General features: G+C 74.6%; 1 protein-coding gene. It reads right to left on the bottom strand.

Annotation, left to right across the window (positions count from 1 at the left end):
- Nucleotide 1: 1 nt before the first annotated feature.
- A complete protein-coding gene (locus tag ACWCP6_RS24300) occupies nucleotides 2-18,799 on the bottom strand; it encodes a non-ribosomal peptide synthase/polyketide synthase (RefSeq protein ID WP_450934633.1) in 18,798 nt (6,265 codons plus the stop codon).
- Nucleotides 18,800-18,823 lie beyond the last annotated feature (24 nt).

Raw genomic sequence — 18,823 nt, 5'->3', positions numbered from 1 at the left:
CTCACCGTTCGTCGTGGTCGCTGTCGCCGCGTGCGGCGTCTTCGAGTTCGCTCAGCACCTGTTCCTCCACCGCGTCCGCTAGGGCGGCGACGGTGCGGGAGACCAGGACGTCGCGGGGCGTGAGGGTCACGCCGAATGCGTCGTTGGCCCGGGAGGCGATGAGCAGGGCGCGCAGGGAGTCGCCGCCCAGGGAGAAGAAGTCGTCCTCCACGCCCACGGCCGTGTGCAGGGTTTCCTCCCACAGGGCGGCCAAGGCCTCCTCGGTGGGGGTGCGCGGGGCTATGTGTCCGGCGGTCTCCTCCTCGGCCGGTGCGGGCGCGGGCAGGGCGGCCCGGTCGGTCTTGCCGTTCTCGGTGAGCGGGAAGCGCTCCATGACCACGAACGCCGACGGGACCATGTGCCCCGGCAGTGTGGCGGCGGCCAGCGCCCGCAGCTCCGCGGCGGCGGGCGGCGGGACGTCGGGCCGGGCGAGCACGTGGGCGACCAGCCGAGGCAGCCCCGGCTCGTCCTCCCGCACGGTCACCACCGCGTCCACCACGGCCGGGTGGCGTACCACCGTCGTCTCGACCTCGCCCGCCTCGATGCGGTGGCCGCGCAGCTTGAGCTGGCGGTCGGTGCGCCCCAGGTAGTGCAGTTCGCCGCGGGCATCACGCCGCACCAGGTCGCCGGTGCGGTACATACGGGCACCCGCCGGGCCGAACGGGTCGGCGGTGAAGCGGCCTGCGGTCAGGCCAGGGCGGTTGAGATAGCCGCGCGCCAGCGACGGCCCGCCCAGCCACAGTTCACCGGCCACGCCCTCGGGGACCGGCCGCAGGCGTGCGTCGAGGACATAGGCGCGGGTGGCGGGCAGCGGGCGGCCGACGGGTGGTGCCGCTCCGTCGGGTTCCAGCGGGGCGGACCAGGTGGCGACCACGGTGGCCTCGGTGGGCCCGTAGGAGTTGACCATACGGTGGTGCGGGGCCCAGCGGGTCACCAGGTCGGCGCCGCACGCGTCGGCGCCGACCACCAGGGTCCTGAGGTCGGGCAGGGTGCCGGGGGTGTCCGGCGGCACGGTGGCGAGCGCGGCCGGCGGCAGCAGGGTGTGGGTGATGCGTTCGTCGCGCAGCACGTCTGCCAGCTGGGCGCCGAGCAGCGGGCCGGGCGGCGGCACGACCAGGGTGGCGCCGTGCGGCAGGGACATGCACAGCTCCAGCACCGAGGCGTCGAAGCTGGGGGTGGCGAAGGCCAGTACCCGGTCCCCCGGGGCCACTCGGTAGTGCTCGGCCTCGGCCGCGGCGAAGGGTGCCAGTCCCCGGTGGGTGACCACGACGCCCTTGGGGGTGCCGGTGGAGCCTGAGGTGTGGATGACGTAGGCCGGGTCGTCGAGGTACAGCGGGCGGACCCGGTCGGCGTCGGTGGGCCGGTGCTCCGGCACGCCGTCCGGCGGCGCCGCGAGCAGGTCCGCGACCTCCTGGGCGTCGAGGGTCACGGCGGGTGCCGCGTCGCGCAGCATCAGCGCGATCCGGTCGGCCGGATAGCCGGGGTCCACCGGCAGGAACGCGGCGCCCGCCTTGGCGACCGCGAGCTGGCCGAGGACCATGTCCGCCGAGCGCGGCAGGACCAGGGCGACGATGTCGCCGGGGCCCGCGCCCCGGGCGATGAGCCGGTGCGCCAGGCGATTGGCCCGTGCTTCCGCCTCCGCGAAGGACAGCAGCAGCCCGGGCGCGCTCAGCGCCGGTGCCGTCGGCCGGCGGTCCACTGCGGCCTCGACGAGTGCGGGCAGGGTGGCCGGGGCGGCCGGCGGGGAAGCAGGCCGCGCGGGACCCCGTACGAGACGGGCCCGTTCGTCGGGCGGCAGCACGTCCACCGCTGCCAGCCGCGCGGTGTCCCCGGCGGCGGCCAGCGCCTGCAGGGTGTGCAGCAGCTGGGCGGCCATGGAACGGGCCGTGGGTTCCTCGAAGTACCGCGGGTCGTAGCCCAGTTCGACGCCGAGCCGGTCACCGGGCGAGACGACTACGGTGAGCGGGTAGTTGGTGGCCTCCCGCGCGTCGAGGTCCCGCACCCGTACGCCGTGCGCGTCGGCCGTCGCGTCGCCGACCGGGTAGTTCTCGAAGACCAGCAGGCTGTCGAACATGGCTGTCCCTGCGGGCAGTTCGGTGAAGGCGTGCAGGTCCGTCAGCGGTACGTGGTCGAAGCGGCGGTCCTCCGCCCGTGCGTCCTGCATCTCGCCCAGCCAGCTGCCGCACCGCGCGCCGCCGTCCACGGTGATCCGCGCGGGCAGGGTGGTGATGAACAGGCCGGTGATGCTGTCCGCACCGGGCAGGTCCGCGGGCCGGCCGGAGACGGTCGTGCCGAAGCACACCTCGCCCTCGCCGCTCCACCGCGACAGCAGCAGCGCCCAGGCACCCTGCACCATGGTGTTGAGGGTGAGGCGGTGGCGGCGCGCGAAGTCCGTCAGCCGGGCCGTCGCGTCCGCCCCGAGCCGTTGCGACAGCCAGGTACCGGAGCGGGCCGCCGCTCCGGGGGCGGGCCTGTGGTCGTAGGGCAGCGCCGTCGGGGCGGTCAGACCGGCGAGCGCCTGCTTCCAGTGCTCCTCGGCGCGGGCGCCGTTCCGGCGTGCGAGCCAGGCGGCGTAGTCCGCGAACGGCCGCCGGTCGGGCAGCACGAGGTCGTTTCCGCGGGCGAGCGCGGCGTGGCAGGTGACGACGTCCGACAGCACCTGGAAGACGCTCCACCCGTCCAGCAGCACATGGTGGAAGGTCCACACCACCCGTACTTCGTCGGGGCCCAGCCGGACCAGGGCGACCCGCAGCAGCGGGGCCCGGTCGAGGGCGAGGCCGCGGGCCCGGTCCGCGGTGAACAGCCGCTCCAGTTCCGCTTCGCGCTCCGAGGGCGTCAGGCCGCTCCAGTCGTGCTCGGTCACGGGCAGGACTGCGCTGCGGTGCACGGTCTGGAGCGGGACGGGCACCCCGTGCAGCTGCACGGCGGTGCGCAGGACGGGTGTGCGGTCGACCACGTGCTGCCAGGCCGCTGCCAGCACCCGGGTGTCGCGCACTCCGTCCATCACGAAGGTGATCAGTTCGGTGTACAGCCCCTGGCCGGGCTCGTCCATGCCGTGGACGACCATGCCGGTCTGGGTGGGGGTGAGCGGATAGACGTCCACCACGTCGCGGCCGGCGCCCACCAGCCGGTCGACGGCGGCCTGGTCCAGGGGGGCCAGCGGGAAGTCCGAGGGGGTGCGGCCTCCCGCACCCGGCTCGGCGCAGTGCCGCACGATCTCCCGCAGTTCGTCGGCCATCCCGGACGCCAGCCGGGCGACCGTGTCGCGCCGGTGCACCTCTCGCGAGTACGACCAGGTGAACTCCAGCCGCTTGTCGGAGACCCGGCCGACGACGTCGATGAGGTGCGGCCGCTCCCCGGCCCGGTCCATACCGCCCGCGAGGGCGTCGTACGGCGCGTGCAGCATGCCGCCGGGGGCCGCGCTCCACTCCTGCTGGCCCAGGTAGTTGAAGGCGATCTGCGGCAGTTCCGGCAGCTGACGGCCCGCCGTGGGGTGCAGATGGCGCAGGGCGCCGTAGCCCAGGCCGCCGCGCGGCACTGCGCGCAGGCCCTCCTTGACCGACTTCAGCACGGTGCCGGTGTCGGCGGCGCGCGGAGCGTCGAGGGCGACGGGGAACATCGTCGTGAACCAGCCGGCCGTGCGGGACAGATCGACGTCGTCGAAGAGTTCCTCGCGGCCGTGGCCCTCCAGCGCCACCGTGACCCGGTCCCGTCCCGTCCAGCGGGTCAGGGCCCGGCCCAGGGCGCACAGCAGGACGTCGTTGATCCGGGTGCGGTAGACGTCCGGCACGTCCTGGAGCAGGCTGCGCGTCTCCTCGTCGTCCAGACGCACCGTCAGGGTGTCCTCGTCGGCGGCGGTGTTGCCGCCGGCGAGGTCGACCGGCAGGCCGTGCTCGCCGTCCAGGCTCCGCCAGTGGGCGAGTTCGTCGTCGAAGCCGCCGGCCGCGGTGTGCGCGGTGAGGCGCGTGGCCCAGGAGCGGAAGGAGGTCGTCTTCGGACCGAGGTCCACGTTGTTCCCGGCCCTCAGGGCCCGGTAGGCGGTGTCCAGGTCCTCCAGGACCACGCGCCAGGACACCGCGTCCACCACCAGGTGGTGGGCGGCCAGTAGCAGGACCGGACGCCGGGCACGCCGGGGGCGGCACAGCGCGGCCCTGAGCAGCCCTCCGGTGGCCAGGTCGAAGCCCGATGACAGGCGGTCGGCCAGGCGGCGCAGCTCCCCGTCGGTGTTCTCCGCGGGGCCGTCGGGCAGCTCGTGCACCTCCAGGTGCGGTGCGGCGCCGGGTGCGGTGCCGTACGGGAGCCACCGTCCGTCGCCGGCCTGCTCGAACCGCAGGCGCAGCGCGTCGTGGTGTTCCAGGACCGCGGCCAGGGCGGCACGCAGCAGTGTCTCGTCGGTGTCGGCCGCCAGGTGGAAGGAGACCGTCTGGGTGAAGGCCGCCGGATCGCCGGTGAGCGTGTCGAACAGCCAGTGCTGTACGGGGGTGAGCGGCATTCCGCCCACGACGGGGCCCTGTTCGGCCGCGGTGACCGGGGCCGGCAGGGCCTCGGCCGCCGCGGCCAGTTCGGCGACGGTCTGGTGCTGGAAGAGGTGCCGGGGTGTCAGGGCGAGGCCTGCCCGGCGGGCGGCGGAGACGATCCGGATACCGAGGATCGAGTCGCCGCCGAGCGTGAAGTAGTTGTCCTCCGCGCCGACTTCGGGAATGCCGAGCACGTCGGACCAGATCGCGGCGAGCGTCCGCTCGGCGTCGGTGCGCGGCGCGCGGTCGCCGCCCGCGGCCGGGGCGGCCCAGACCGGTTCGGGCAGGGCACGCCGGTCCAGTTTGCCGGTGGCGCCGAGCGGCAGCCGCGCCAGCGGCACCACGAGTGAGGGAACCAGATGGTCGGGGAGCGTGTCCGCCAGGAAGGCACGCACCGCCGCGGGGTCCGGAACCTCGGAGCCCCGGGGCACCGCGTAGGCGACCAGCCGCCGGTGACCGTCGTGCTCCACCACCCGGGCCACGGCTGCCGACACCTGCGGGTGCCGGGCCAGCGCGGCCTCCACCTCGCCCAGTTCGATACGGAAGCCGCGTACCTTCACCTGGTCGTCGGTGCGCCCGAGGTAGACGAGGTCACCGTCGGGCGTCCACCGCACCAGGTCGCCGGTGCGGTACATGCGGGAGCCGGGCGGCCCGAACGGGTCGGCCAGGAACCGGGAGGCGGTCAGACCCGGCCTGCCCAGGTAGCCGCGGGCCACGCCGGTGCCGGCGAGGTGGAGCTCGCCGGGCGCCCCCGCGGGCACCGGACGCAGGCGGCCGTCCAGGACGTAGGCACGGGCGCCGCCGATGGGCCTGCCGATCGGCGGGACGCGGTCGGGGTCCGCCGGGTCGCAGGTCCAGGCGGTGGCGTACACGGTGGCCTCGGTGGGGCCGTAGATGTTCATCACCCGGCAGCCGGGCACCGCCGCCCGCACCTGTCCGACCGTACGGGCGGGCAGGCCCTCGCCGGCCAGCACCACGGTGTCGGCGGTGACGTGGACGGTGTCCTCGGCGAGCAGCCGGCCGAGCGCGGAGGGCACCGCGCTGAGCAGGCCGGCACTCCAGGGCCCGGGGCGCTCGGCGAGGGCCAGCAGGTCCCGTACGAGCTCGACGCATCCGCCGGCCAGCAGCGGGGACAGGATCTCGAACACCGACACGTCGAAGTTGAGCGAGGTCGACGCCACCGTGTGTGCCAGGCCCCGGCCCTCGAAGGCGCCCGCGGCCCATTCGGTCAGCGCCGCCACCGAGGCGTGCGCGACCACGACGCCCTTGGGGCGGCCCGTCGACCCCGAGGTGTGGATGACGTAGGCGGGATGGCCGGGCAGGAGCACCCCGTGCCGTTCGTCGTCGCGCAGGCCTGCGGCGGAGGCCGCGGTGAGGCGTTGCGCGCATGCGGGGTCGTCCAGCACGATCCGTGCGAAGGGCCCCTCCGGCAGGCGGCCGGCCGTCTGCGTGCTCGTCACCACCGCTGTGGGCCGGACGTCCTCGAAGAGGAAGGCGATGCGCTCGGCCGGGTAGCCGGGGTCCACCGGCAGATAGGCGGCGCCGCTCTTGAGGACCGCCAGCAGCGCCACGATCAGGTCGGCGGTGCGGGGCAGCGCGAGGGCGACGAACCGCTCGGGGCCCGCGCCGGCGTCGACGAGCAACCGCGCCATCCGGTTGGCGCGCTCGTCGAGCTGCCGGTAGGTCAGGCGTTCGGCACCCGCCAGCACCGCCTGGGCGTCGGGGGTGCGCGCGGCCTGTTCCTCGAATGCCTCGGGCAGGGTACTCGCCGGTGCCGACGCGACCGGACCGGCGAACCGTTCGAGCAGGCGACTGCCCTGCGCCGGGTCCATCAACGGCAGCTCGGCCAGGCGGCGGCCGGGGTCGGTGGCCATCTCCGTCAGCAGCGTCCGGAGGCTCGCGCCGAGCCCTTCGACCGTCTCGGCGTCGAAGGCCCCCGGGTCGTAGTCGAGGGCGACCGTCAGGGTCTCGCCGGGGGCGACGACCACGCTGAGCGGGTAGTTGGTCGGCTCCAGGTCGCGTTCCTGCTCGAGGGACAGCCCGTGCCGGGCGAGGGCGCCGCCGTCGAACGGGTAGTTCTCGAAGACCACGATGCTCTCGAAGAGGTTCGTCCCTCCCGGGACCTCACTCCAGGCCTGGAGCTGGGCGAGCGAGACGAAGTCGTGGCGGCGCGACTCCGACTGGGCGGCCTGGAGCTCGCGCAGCCAGTCCACCAGCTCGCGGCGTCCGTCGATCCGGGCCCGCGTGGGCAGCGTGTTGATGAACACGCCGACCATGGAGGTCACCCCCGGCAGCTCGGCCGGGCGTCCGGAGACGGTCGTGCCGAACACGACGTCGTCCCCGCCGCCGTACCGGGACAGCAGCAGCGCCCAGGCGCCCTGCAGCACCGTGTTGACGGTCAGGCCCGCACGCTGCGCCGTCTCCCGCAGCTGCGCCGACACACGGGCGTCGAGCGTCACCCGAACCGATCCGGACGAGGAGGTGCGGTGCGCCTCGGCGGTGCGTCGGTCCCGGGGCAGTTCGGTGGGGACGGAGAATCCGGCGAGCGCCTCCCGCCAGTACCGTTCCGCGCCCTCGGTGTCCCGCCGGGACAGCCAGCGCAGGTAGTCGCCGAAGGGCGCCCGGCCGGGAACGCCGGGGCGGCGCCCGGCCGTCAGGGCGGCGTACCGCTCGCACACCTCGTCGAACACCTGGGCGGCGCTCCACCCGTCCAGCAGGACGTGGTGGAACGTCCACACCATCCGCACCCGGTCCGGCGACAGCCGGATCAGGGCCAGCCGCATCAGCGGCGCGGCGGCCAGGTCGATGCCGGTCTGCCGGTCGTTCGCGAGCAGCCCGGCCAGCTCCGTCGCGCACCGCTCATCCGTCCACCCGGACCAGTCGTGGTGGGTGACCGGCACGGTGGCCCGGTGCTGCACGAGCTGGAGCGGTTCGGCGGTCTCCTGCCACGTCAGACGGGTGCGCAGCATCGGGTTGGCGTCCGCCGTGCGCTGCCATGCCTCGGCGAGTGCGTGCGGGTCGGTGACGCCGTTCAGCACCAGCTGCACCTGGTTGACGTAGGTGCGGCCGTCCGGGTCCATGAGGCTGTGGAACAGCATGCCCGCCTGCATCGGTGTCAGCGGATACAGGTCGGCGACCGCCCTGCCGTCGCCCACGACCCGGTCCACGACCGCCTGGTCGAGGCGGGCCAGCGGGAAGTCGGACGGTGTCCGGCCCCCGGCGTCCGGGCGGGAGCAGTGGGCGACGATGTCCTCCAGGGCCCGCAGCATGGCGTCCGCGAGCCCGGTCACCGTGTCCTCGCGGTGGCGTCCGGTGCTGTAGTGCCAGGTGATCTCCAGGCGGTCGCCCTCGACACGGGCCACCACGTCCAGCAGATGCGGGCGCACCGACTCCGGTGCCTCCTCGCCGCCCAGGCCACCGGGCACGGCGGACACCAGTGCCCCGCCGTAGGCGGACCAGTCGAAACGGCCCAGGTAGTTGAAACTGATGCCGGGCGTCGGCGCTCCGGCGAGACGTTCGTCCCGTGCCAGGTACCGCAGGGCGCCATAGCCGATTCCGCGGTCCGGTACGGCCCGCAGCTGCTCCTTGACCGACTTCAGGGCGGCGTCCCAGTCCCCGTCGGGCATGTCGAGGGCGACCGGGAACAGGGTGGTGAACCAGCCGACCGTGCGGGACAGGTCGATGTCCTCGAACAGCTGGTCCTCGCGGCCGTGCCCCTCAAGACCGACGGCGACGGTACGCCGCCCGGTCCATGCGGCGAGGACCCGGCCGAGTGCGGTCAGCAGGACGTCGTCGATGCGGGTGCGGTAGACGCCGGGCACCTTCCGCAGCAGGTCGTCGGTCCGCTGCCGGTCCAGACGGACGGTCACCGCCCGTACGTCGGACATGGTGTTGCCACCGTCACGGTCCACCGGAAGCGGCGCCGCGCAGTGCCCGGACACCGTCTCCCAGTACTCGCTCTGCGCCGCGAAACCACCGTCGGCGGTGTGGGCCTGCAGCCGTCGCGACCACTCCTGAAGGGAGGTGGTGCGCGCCGGCAGGCGGACCGGTTCCCCGGCCCGCGCCTGCCGGTAGCCGGTCTCTAGGTCTTCCAGCAGGACACGCCAGGAGACTCCGTCGACCACCAGGTGGTGGACGGTCAGCAGCAGCCGGGCGGGCCGGTCGCCGGTGGCGGTGAAGAGCCGTGCGGTGAGCAGCGGCCCGGCGTCCAGCCGGAAACCGGTGTGCGCCTCGTGGGTGACGCGGGCCTCGGTCTCCTCGGCCGCCGCCGTGTCCAGCCCGGTCAGGTCGCAGACCGTCAGCAGCTGCGGTGGCGTCGCGTCGGGGTCGGCGCAGTACGGGCGCCAGGACCCGTCGTCCTGCGGGACGAAACGGGTGCGCAGGGCGTCGTGGTGGGCCCACAGGGCGGCCAGGGTGCGGCGCAGGGCGTCCGGGTCGGGGTCGTCGGCCGTCTCCACGACCACGGACTGGTCGAAGAACTCCGGGCGCCGCGGAGCCGGATCGAGATACCAGTGCTGGACGGGGGTGAGCGGGACCTCCCCCGTCACCGGCGCCGTGCCGGCGACGGGCGCCGCGGTACCCGTGGCGGCGGCCAGGGCGGCGACCGTGGGATGCCGGAACAGATCCCGGGGCGTCAGCGCGAGTCCCGCGGTGCGGGCGCGGGAGACGACCTGGATGCTGAGGATCGAGTCCCCGCCCAGCATGAAGAAGTTGTCGTCGGCGCCGACGCGTTCGGCACCGAGAAGGTCCGCCCAGATGCCGGCGAGGATCCGCTCGGCCTCGGTGCCGGGCGCACGGTAGGCGGTGTCGCCCGCCGACGACCAGTCGGGCAGGGGCAGCCGGCGCCGGTCCACCTTGCCGTTGGCGGTCAGGGGCAGTTCCGCGACCGTCACGAACGCGGCGGGCACCATGTAGTCGGGCAGATCGGCCGACAGATGGGTGCGCAGATCGGCCGCCGTGGGTACGGCGGCGTCCGCGGCCGGGACCAGGTGGGCGGCCAGACGCTTGCGTCCGGAGTGTTCGTACACCGTGACGACCGCCTCCGCGATCGCCGGGTGGGCGGTGAGCCGGGCCTCGATCTCGGCGGGTTCGATGCGGAAGCCGCGGATCTTCACCTGGTCGTCGACGCGGCCCACGAAGTGCAGTTCGCCGTCCGCGCTCCACCGTGCGATGTCGCCGGTGCGGTACATCCGGCCGCCGGGCGGCCCGTAGGGGTCGGCGACGTAGCGCGCGGATGTCGCTCCGGGCCGGCCGGCGTAGCCGCGGGCCACTCCGGCACCCGCGATGTACAGCTCACCGGGTATGCCCGGCGGCTGGGGTTGCAGTGCGTCGTCGAGCACGTACGCCCGTGTGTCGTCCAGCGGGCGCCCGATGGGCAGGACGGCGGGCAGCGGGTCGCCGGAGCGGAAGGCGCGTCGGGTTGCGAAGGTCGTGGTCTCGGTGGGGCCGTACCCGTCGACGACGGTGAGGTCCGGGCAGGCGTCCAGGACACGGCGCACCGCGGCCCCCGGCACGGCTTCACCGCCGGTCCATACCTCCCGCGCTCCGCGCAGGCAGCCGGGGTCCTCCTGGGCGAACAGGCGGAACAGACCCGCCGTCAGCCACAGGCAGCGCACGCTCTGTTCCGTGATCGCGTGGCGCACCGCGGCGGCATCGAGGTCCGAGGGCGGCGCCAGCACGGCAGTGCCGCCGCGCAGCAGCGGCACCCACAGCTCGTAGGTGGCGGCGTCGAAGGCGTGCGGCGAGTGCACCAGGACCCGGTCGTGCCCCTCGAAGGCACGGTCGCGGGCGAGTGCGGCCACGTCCCGCTGGCGCACGGCCACGCCCTTGGGGACGCCGGTGGAGCCGGAGGTGAACATGAGGTACTGGACGTTGTCGGGGTGCACCGCGGGGACGGCCGGGCGCACGGGCTCGGAGCCGGCTTCCTCGGCGTTCTCCGCGTCGCCTGCGCTCTCGGCGGCTTGGGCGCTCTCGGCGGCATCAGCGTTCTCGACGCCGCCTGCGCTCTCGGCGGCATCAGCGTTCTCGACGCCGCCTGCGCTCTCGGCGGCGTCTGCGTCCGGCCTGAGGACGCTCCCGTCGGGGAGCACGGCCCGCGCCGTCTCCTCCCACACGGCGTCGGTGAGCAGCAGGTCCGCGGCCGCCTCGGTGAGCATCCGCCGCAGCCGCTCGTGAGGCGCCCGGCCGTCCAGGGGCACGTACACGCCGCCGGTGCGGGCGAGCGCCAGCTGCGCGACGACCAGCATGACCGAACGGTCCATCAGCACGCCCACCGCGCGTTCCGCCGCCACGCCGATCCCGGCCAGCCGGACGGCCAGCGCCTCGGCCCGGCCGTCCAGTTCGCGGTAGGTCAGGCGTTCGTCACCGGCTGCCAGGGCGACTGCGTGTGGGGTGCGCCGCACCTGGGCGGCGAAGAGGTCCGCCACCGTCGCCGCTGGGGTGCCGGTGGCCGTGGCGTTCCACTCGTGCACGACCTGGGCGCGGCGTTCGGCCGTCAGCAGCGGCAGCCGGGCGGGCGGCCTGCCCGGGTCGGCCGCCATGCCCTCCAGCAGCACGGTGAGGTGCTCGGCCATCCGGTCGGCGGTGCCGGCGTCGAACAACTCCGGGTCGTAGCCGAGCCGCAGGGCCAGTTGCGCGCCGGGGTAGGCCACCAGGCTCAGCGGGTAGTTGGTGGTCTCGATGCCGTCCAGGCCGGTCAGCCGCAATCCGTGCGCGGCCGCGAGCGCATCGTCCACCGGGTAGTTCTCGAACACGACGATGCTGTCGAACAGGGCGGCCCGTTCAGGCAGGTCCGTGAAGGCCTTCATCCGGGTGAGCGGCACGTGGTCGAAGCGCCGGTCCTCGCTCTGGTCCTGCTGGAGCCGGTCCAGCCAGGCGAGCACGTTCCCGGTGCGCGGCACCGGGACCCTGGTGGGCAGGGTCGCGATGAACAGGCCGGTCATGGCTTCGGCCCCGGCCAGCTCCGGCGGCCGTCCGGAGACGGTGGTGCCGAAGACCACCTCGTCACGGCCCGCCTGACGGCCCAGCAGCAGCGCCCAGGCGCCCTGGACGACGGTGTTGAGGGTCAGGCCCGCCGTCCTGGCCATCTCCTCCAGGGCACGGGTGGTGTCCGCGGACAGGGTGACCCGCACCGCCTGCGTCGACTCCGCGCGGTGGAGCTCGCGCGGCTCGCGGTCGAAGGGCAGCGCGGTGGCCTCGGTGAGTCCGCCCAGACGCGCCTGCCAGTGGCCTTCGGCCTCCACGGGGTCGCGGTCGCGCAGCCAGGCCACGTAGTCGCGGAACGGGCGGCGGGCGGGCAGGGCGTCGTCCGCCGCGGCGCCGTCCGCCGCCTGCGCCCCGGACAGTGCCGCGTGGGCGGTGAAGACGTCGGACAGCACGTGGAACAGGCTCCAGCCGTCCAGCACCAGATGGTGGAAGGACCACACCACCCGTACACCGCCGTCGGAGAGCCGGGCGAGCACCAGCCGCTGGAGCGGGTCCTTCGCCGGATCGATGCCGCGCTCTCGGTCGCGGTCGAGCAGATCGCGCAGCCGGCTGTCCCGTTCGGCCCCGGGCAGCCCGCGCCAGTCCAGGTGGGTGACCGGCACGGGTGCGTGGCGCTGCACCACCAGCAGGGGTTCGGTCACGTCCTGCCAGACCACGCGGCCGCGCAGCACGGGGGTGCGGTCCGTCACCCGCTGCCACGCCGCGGCCAGTGCGGCGGGGTCGGGCACGCCGTCCAGGACGAAGGTCAGCTGCTGGAAGTAGACGCTGCGGTCGTCCTCGGTCAGACCGTGGAAGAGCATGCCCGCCTGGGTGGGCGTGAGCGGGTGGGCGTCCTCCACCCCGCCGGGGTCGTCCCCCACGATCCGGTCCACGGCGGCCTGGTCGAGCCGGGCGAGCGGGAAGTCGGACGGGGTGCGTCCGGCGGAGCCCGGCCGGGCCGCGTGCCGGGCGAGGCCGGCAAGTGCCCCGGCGAACCGGTCGGCGAGGCCGGCGACGGTCGCCTCCTCGTGCACCTGCGCCGAGTAGAACCAGGTGAACTCCAGTGCGTCGCCGTCCAGCTGCCCCACCACCTCCAGGGCGTGCGGGCGTACGGCGCGGGGGTCCGCGTCCAGCTCCAACGGGCGGCACGGGCCGTGATAGAGGCCGTCCGGTCCGTCCGGCGGCGTGAACCGGCCGAGGTAGTTGAAGCTGATCTGCGCGGTCGGCGCGGGAGGCGGTGTCCCGGGGGCGGCCAGGTAGTGCAGGGCGTCGTGTCCCAGGCCGTGCCGTGGCACGGCCCGCAGCTGCTCCTTGACCTGCTTGAGCACGGTGTCCCAGTCGGCGTCCTGCGCGACGCCGAGGGCGATGGGGTGACGCGTGGTGAACCAGCCGACGGTGCGGCTCGTGTCGGCGTCGGCGAACAGCTCCTCTCGGCCGTGGCCCTCGACGTCGACCAGCACCCGGTCGTGACCGGTCCACCCGCACAGCACCCGCCCGAGTGCGCTCAGCAGCACGTCGTCCGCCTGGGTCCGGTAGGTCTCCGGCAGGGTGCGCAGCAGGGCGGAGGTGTCCTCGGCAGTGAGGCGCACGGTCACCGAGCGCGCCGAGGCGTAGGAGTTGGTGCCGGTCAGGTCCGTGGGAAGGGCCGCTTCGGCGCCCTGGAGGGTCTGCGACCAGTACGCCCGCTCGTCGTCGAATCCGCCGTCGGCCGCGTACCCCGAAAGACGCTGGGCCCAGTGCCGCAACGCCGAGGTCTTCGGTGGCAGCGCCGCCGCCCCGTCGCGGCCGTCACGCCGGGCGCGGTAGGCCCGGTCGAGGTCCTCCAGCAGAACCCGCCAGGACACTCCGTCGACGACCAGGTGGTGGACGGCAAGATGCAGGACCTGGCTCCGTCCCGGTCCCCACCCGTGCAGTACGGCGCGCATCAGCGGGCCGTGGCGCAGGTCGAAGGGGCCCGCGTGCGGTGTGTCGGTGTCCGGTCCTGTGTGGTGCACCAGACGGAGGCGGGGTGCCTCCTCGTCGATGTGCCACCGGACGTGCGCCTCGCCGTCGCCGGTGAGGAAGCGGGAGCGCAGGGCGTCGTGGTGGGCGACGACGTCGTTGAGGGCGTCCTCCAGCGCCCCCGCGTCGACCGTGTCGGGCAGCTCGACCGACAGCGTCTGGGCGAAGTGGCCCGCCCGGTCGCCCGCGCTCCGGAACAGCCAGTGCTGAATGGGCGTCAGCGGCGCCGGGCCGGTGGCGGGGGCGGCCGGCGCGGAGGGCGGCGGGCTGTCCGCGTCGTCCGCGCAGCGGGCCAGGGCGGCGACCGTCTGGTGCCGGTAGACATCGCGGGATGTCACCACGAGTCCCGCCTGCCGGGCCTGGGCCACCACCTGGATGCTGAGGATGGAGTCGCCGCCGAGGGCGAAGAAGTTGTCGTCCGCCCCGACCCGCTCCACGCGCAGGACGTCGGCCCAGATGGCGGCGAGCGTCCGCTCGGTGGCCGTGCGCGGGGCGACATGGCGCACACCGTGCACCGCGGGTGCCGGGTCGGGGAGCCGGCCGCGGTCCAGCTTGCCGTTGGGGTTGAGCGGCAGGTCGGACAGGACCACGACGGCCGAGGGCACCATGTAGTCGGGGAGGGTGCGTCCGAGCGTCCGGCGCACCGCCTCCGGCTCCACCCGGCTACCCGGGGCCGGCACCACATAGCCGACGAGGCGGCGGTGGCCGTCGCGTTCGGGGGCGGTGGCGGCCGCCTCCGCAACGCCCTCGCAACGTCGCAGCGCCTCCTCCACCTCACCCAGCTCGATACGGAAGCCGCGCACCTTGACCTGCTGGTCGGTCCGGCCGAGGTACTCCAGCTCACCGTCGGCGGTCCACCGCACCAGGTCTCCGGTGCGGTACATGCGGTCGCCAGGCGCTCCGAAGGGATCGGCGACGAACTTGGCGGCGGTCAGTCCCGGCCGGCGCAGGTAGCCGCGTGCCAGTCCGCCGCCTCCGAGGTACAACTCCCCTGTGACGCCAGGTGGTTGCGGACGCAGCAGCCGGTCCAGGACATAGGCCCGGGTGCGGGCCACGGGCCTGCCGATCGGCGGGGCGTGGTCCGGCTCGGTGTCCCCGGCGAACCAGGCGGTGGCGTAGACGGTGGCCTCGGTCGGTCCGTAGATGTTGGCCACCTCGCAGGAGGGCATGGTCTCCCGCAGGTCGCGCACGGTCTGCGCGGGAAGCGCCTCACCGGCCAGCACCACCCTGTCCGGCCGGACGGGCACTCCCCCGGTGATCATCCGTGAGACCACCGACGGCACGCCGCTGACGAGTCCGGCGCGCCGCGGGCCCGCTCCCTCGGCGAGGGCCGGCAGGTCGGCGACCACCTCGACGGTGCCGCCTGCCAGCAGCGGGCAGAGCATTTCGAACACCGAGACGTCGAAGTTGAGCGAGGTGGAGGCCACCACATGTGCCAGCCCGTGCGGGCCGAACCGCTCCGCCGCCCAGTCGGCGAGCGCCGCCACGCTGCGGTGGGTGACCACGACCCCCTTGGGGCGGCCGGTCGACCCCGAGGTGTAGATGACGTATGCGGGATGGTCCGGGTCCAGTGGCCTGAGCCGGTCCGTGTCCGCCGGGTTCGCGTCGTGCGCTCCGGCGGCGTCCGGTGTGCCGGCCGCGGCCTGGGTGGCCGCGCCGGGCGTGTCGTCCCGGACGTCGTCCAGACAGTCATCGAGGATCAGCGCGTCGCAGCCGTCGGGCAGCGCACCGGCGGTCTCGCGCGCCGCGACGACGAGAGCGGGAGCGGCGTCGGCGAGCATGAAGCGGATGCGGTCGGCGGGGTACCCGGGGTCCACCGGGAGGTATCCCGCGCCGGACTTCAGCACGGCCCACAGCACCGCGGGCAGGTCGGCGGAGCGCGGCAGGCAGAGCGCCACCAGCGTCTCGGGGCCCGCTCCGCCGGCCATCAGCAGCCGGGCGAGCCGGTTGGCGCGCCGGTTCACCTCGGCGTAGTCCAGCCGGGCCGTGCCGCAGACCACCGCGGTCCGGTCGGGGGTCCGGGCCACCTGTGCCTCGAACAGGGCGGGCAAGGTGCTGGCGCCGGTGTCGCGCCGGGCGGGTGCAGGCGGGTTCCAGGCCTCCAGGAGGGTGCGCCGCTCGTCCTGCGACAGCAGCGGCAGCTCCGCGAGCGTCCGGTGCGGGCCGTCCGCCATGCCCTCCAGCAGGCGGTGCAGATGACGGCCCATCCGGGCCACCGTCCGGGTGTCGAACAGGTCCGTGTTGTGCTCGACGGTCAGTTCACAGCCGCCGTCCGCGCGGGGCGTGAACTCCAGGACCAGGTCGAAGCGGGCGGCCGGGCGGGGCAGCGGGTGGTCCTCGATGCGCACTCCGCCGGCCTGCGGCGGGTGGGCCGGAGCGGTCTGCTGGACCACGAGCACCTGCACCAACGGGGTGCGGCCGGGATCGCGGGGCGGGGCCAGTTCCTCGACCACCCGGTCGAACGGCACACCGTCGTGGGCGAAGGCGTCCAGCACGGTCGACCGCATGGTGTCCAGGAACCGGTCGACCGTTGCGGTGTCGTCGACCTCTCCGCGCAGCACCACGGTGTTGGCGAAGAAGCCGGTCACGTCCTCCAGGTCGCTGCGGCCCCGCCCGTTGGTGACGGTGCCGAACGCCACGTCCCGCTGCCCGGAGTACCGGGAGAACAACAGGGCGGCCGCCCCGGCGAGCAGGGTGAACAGGGTCGTGCCCCGGCCTCCGGCCAGCTGCCGCAGCCGCTCGACGAGGTCCGCCGGGAGATGGTGGCGGTGTGCCGCGCCGTTGGTGCTGCGTACCGCGGGCCGTGGCCGGTCCGTGGGCAGCTGGAGTTGCTGCATCCCGGCCAGATGCCGCTTCCAGTAGGCGAGGTCGTCCGTGTCGGCGTCCGTGGACCGCAACTGCCGTTCCCACACGGTGTAGTCCGGGTACTGCACGGTGGGCGCAGGCAGGGTGTCGGTTTCGCCGGACACCTCCGCCTGGTACAGCGCGGCCAGCTCACGGGTGAGGACACCCACCGACCAGCCGTCGGTGACGATGTGGTGCTGGGCGAGGAGCAGCAGGTGGTCGCCGGGTGCGCGGCGGATGAGCAAGGCCCGGGTCAGCGGTCCGGCCGTCAGGTCGTAGGGGCGGCCCAGTTCCTCGGCGATCAGGCGTTCGGCCGTCTCCGCGCGCCGGTCGGGGGGCAGCGTGTCAAGGTCGGCGGTGCGCAGCGGGAGTTCGGCATCGGGGCTGATCCGCTGCGCGCCCCGGCCGTCGACGGTGGTGAAGGTGGTGCGCAGGGAGTCGTGGCGGGCGGCGAGCCGGTGGAGGGAGCGGCGCAGCGCTTCGGTGTCCAGTGGTCCGTGCAGCCGCAGTGCGACGCCGGTGTTGTACTCGGTGCCGCCGGCGGTGAGGTCGTCGAGGAACCACAGTCGTCGCTGCGCGCTCGACAGCGGCAGCGGCCGGTCGCGCGGGGCCGGCGGGATCGGGTCCGGCGGCGCGGCGGTGGCCGGGTCGTCGAGCAGCGGGGCAAGGGCGGCGATCGTCCGGGCGGAGAAGAGGTCGCGGACCGAGAGCCGGGCGCCCCGTGTGTCGCGGATCCGGGAGAGCACCCGGGCGGCGAGGATCGAGTCGCCGCCCAGGTCGAAGAAGTCGTCCTCGGCGCCCACGGGTTCGACCGCCAGGACGTCCGACCAGATGGCTGCCAGCGCCCGCTCGCCCGGTGTGCGCGGCGGGACGTGGCCCGTGGCGGCGGTGACGGCGGGTGCGGGCAGGGCCCGTCGGTCGATCTTGTGCTGGGGGGTGAGCGGCAGTTCGTCGAGCAGGACGACCGCCGAAGGCACCATGTGGGCAGGCAGGGCGGCGGCGACCGCGGAGCGCAGTTGCGCGGGCTCGGGAGCGTGTTGCGGGTCGGCTGGCGTGACGTAGCCGACGAGCCGTGTGCGTCCCGGCTCGTCCTCGCGCACCACGACCACGGCCTCGCGTACGCCGGCGTCGCGGAGCAGAACGGCCTCGATCTCCCCGGGTTCGATACGGAAGCCGCGCACCTTCACCTGGCGGTCGAGCCGGCCGAGGAACTCCAGCTCGCCCCCTGCGGTCCGGCGCACCCGGTCGCCGGTGCGGTAGAGCCGGGTGCCGGGCGGTCCGAAGGGGTCGGCGACGAAGCGTGCCGCGGTCAGCCCCGGGCGGTGGAGGTAGCCGCGGGCCAGTCCGTCGCCGCCCACGTACAGCTCCCCCTCGGCGCCGGGCGGGACCGGCCGCATCGCCTCGTCGAGCACATGGGCCTGCGTGCCGGGCAGCGGGGTGCCGATCGTCGGGGTGCCGCCACCCGCGACGAGCGGTCCGGTCCAGGTGGCGACGACGGTGGCCTCGGTCGGCCCGTACGAGTTGATCATGCGGCGCCCGGGGGCCCAGCGGTCGACGAGCCCGGCCGGGCAGGCCTCGGCTCCCACGATCAGTGTGCGCAGGTGGGGCGCGCCGCCACCGTCCGGGGCGGGCAGGGTGGCGAGCGCGGCCGGGGGGACGAGGGCGTGGGTGATGCGGTGTTCGTCCAGGACGGCGGCGAGTTCGTCGCCCAGCCAGGGTCCGTCCGGCGGGACGACCAGGGTCGCGCCGGACAGCACGGAGATGCACAGCTCCAGGACGGATGCGTCGAAGCTGGGGGACGCGAACTGCAGCACACGGTCGCCCGGGCCGACCTCATAGCGTTCGGCGGCGGCTGCGGCGAACCCGCCGATGCCGCGGTGCGTGACCGTGACGCCCTTGGGGGTTCCGGTGGAGCCCGAGGTGTAGATGACGTAGGCCGCGTGGTCGGCGCCCACCGCTGCGATCCGGGACGCGGGCGGGGGTGCGGTGCCGTCGCCCATGGCGTCACGGACGTGGGCCGGGTCGTCGAGGACCACCGCGGGTGCGGCGTCGGCCAGCATCAGGGCGCGGCGCTCGGCGGGGTAGTCGGGGTCGACGGGCAGGAAAGCGGCGCCCGCCAGGGCCACGGCCAGTTCCGCCGCGACCAGTTCCATCGAGCGCGGCAGGACGAGTGCCACGGTCCGGTCCGGCCCGGCGCCGCGTCGTAAGAGGTCGGCGGCCAGGCGCTCGGCCCGTGCGGCCAGTTCCCGGTAGGACCAGGTCCGCCGGCCGTCGGTCACCGCGGGCGCGTGCGGAGCGCGGGCCACCCATGCGGTGAACAGGTCCCCGAGCGGCGGATGCGGCGCAGGACGGGCCGTCTCACCCACCGGGGCCGGTTCGGTGTGGCCGGGCTGCGGCCGGGGGGAGGGCGCCGGTGTGTGGTGCAGGTCCGTCATGGCTGAAGTCCTTCGGTGCGGGGA

Source organism: Streptomyces sp. NPDC002004 (assembly GCF_053593975.1).
This window is presented reverse-complemented; position numbering and strand designations above follow the sequence as displayed.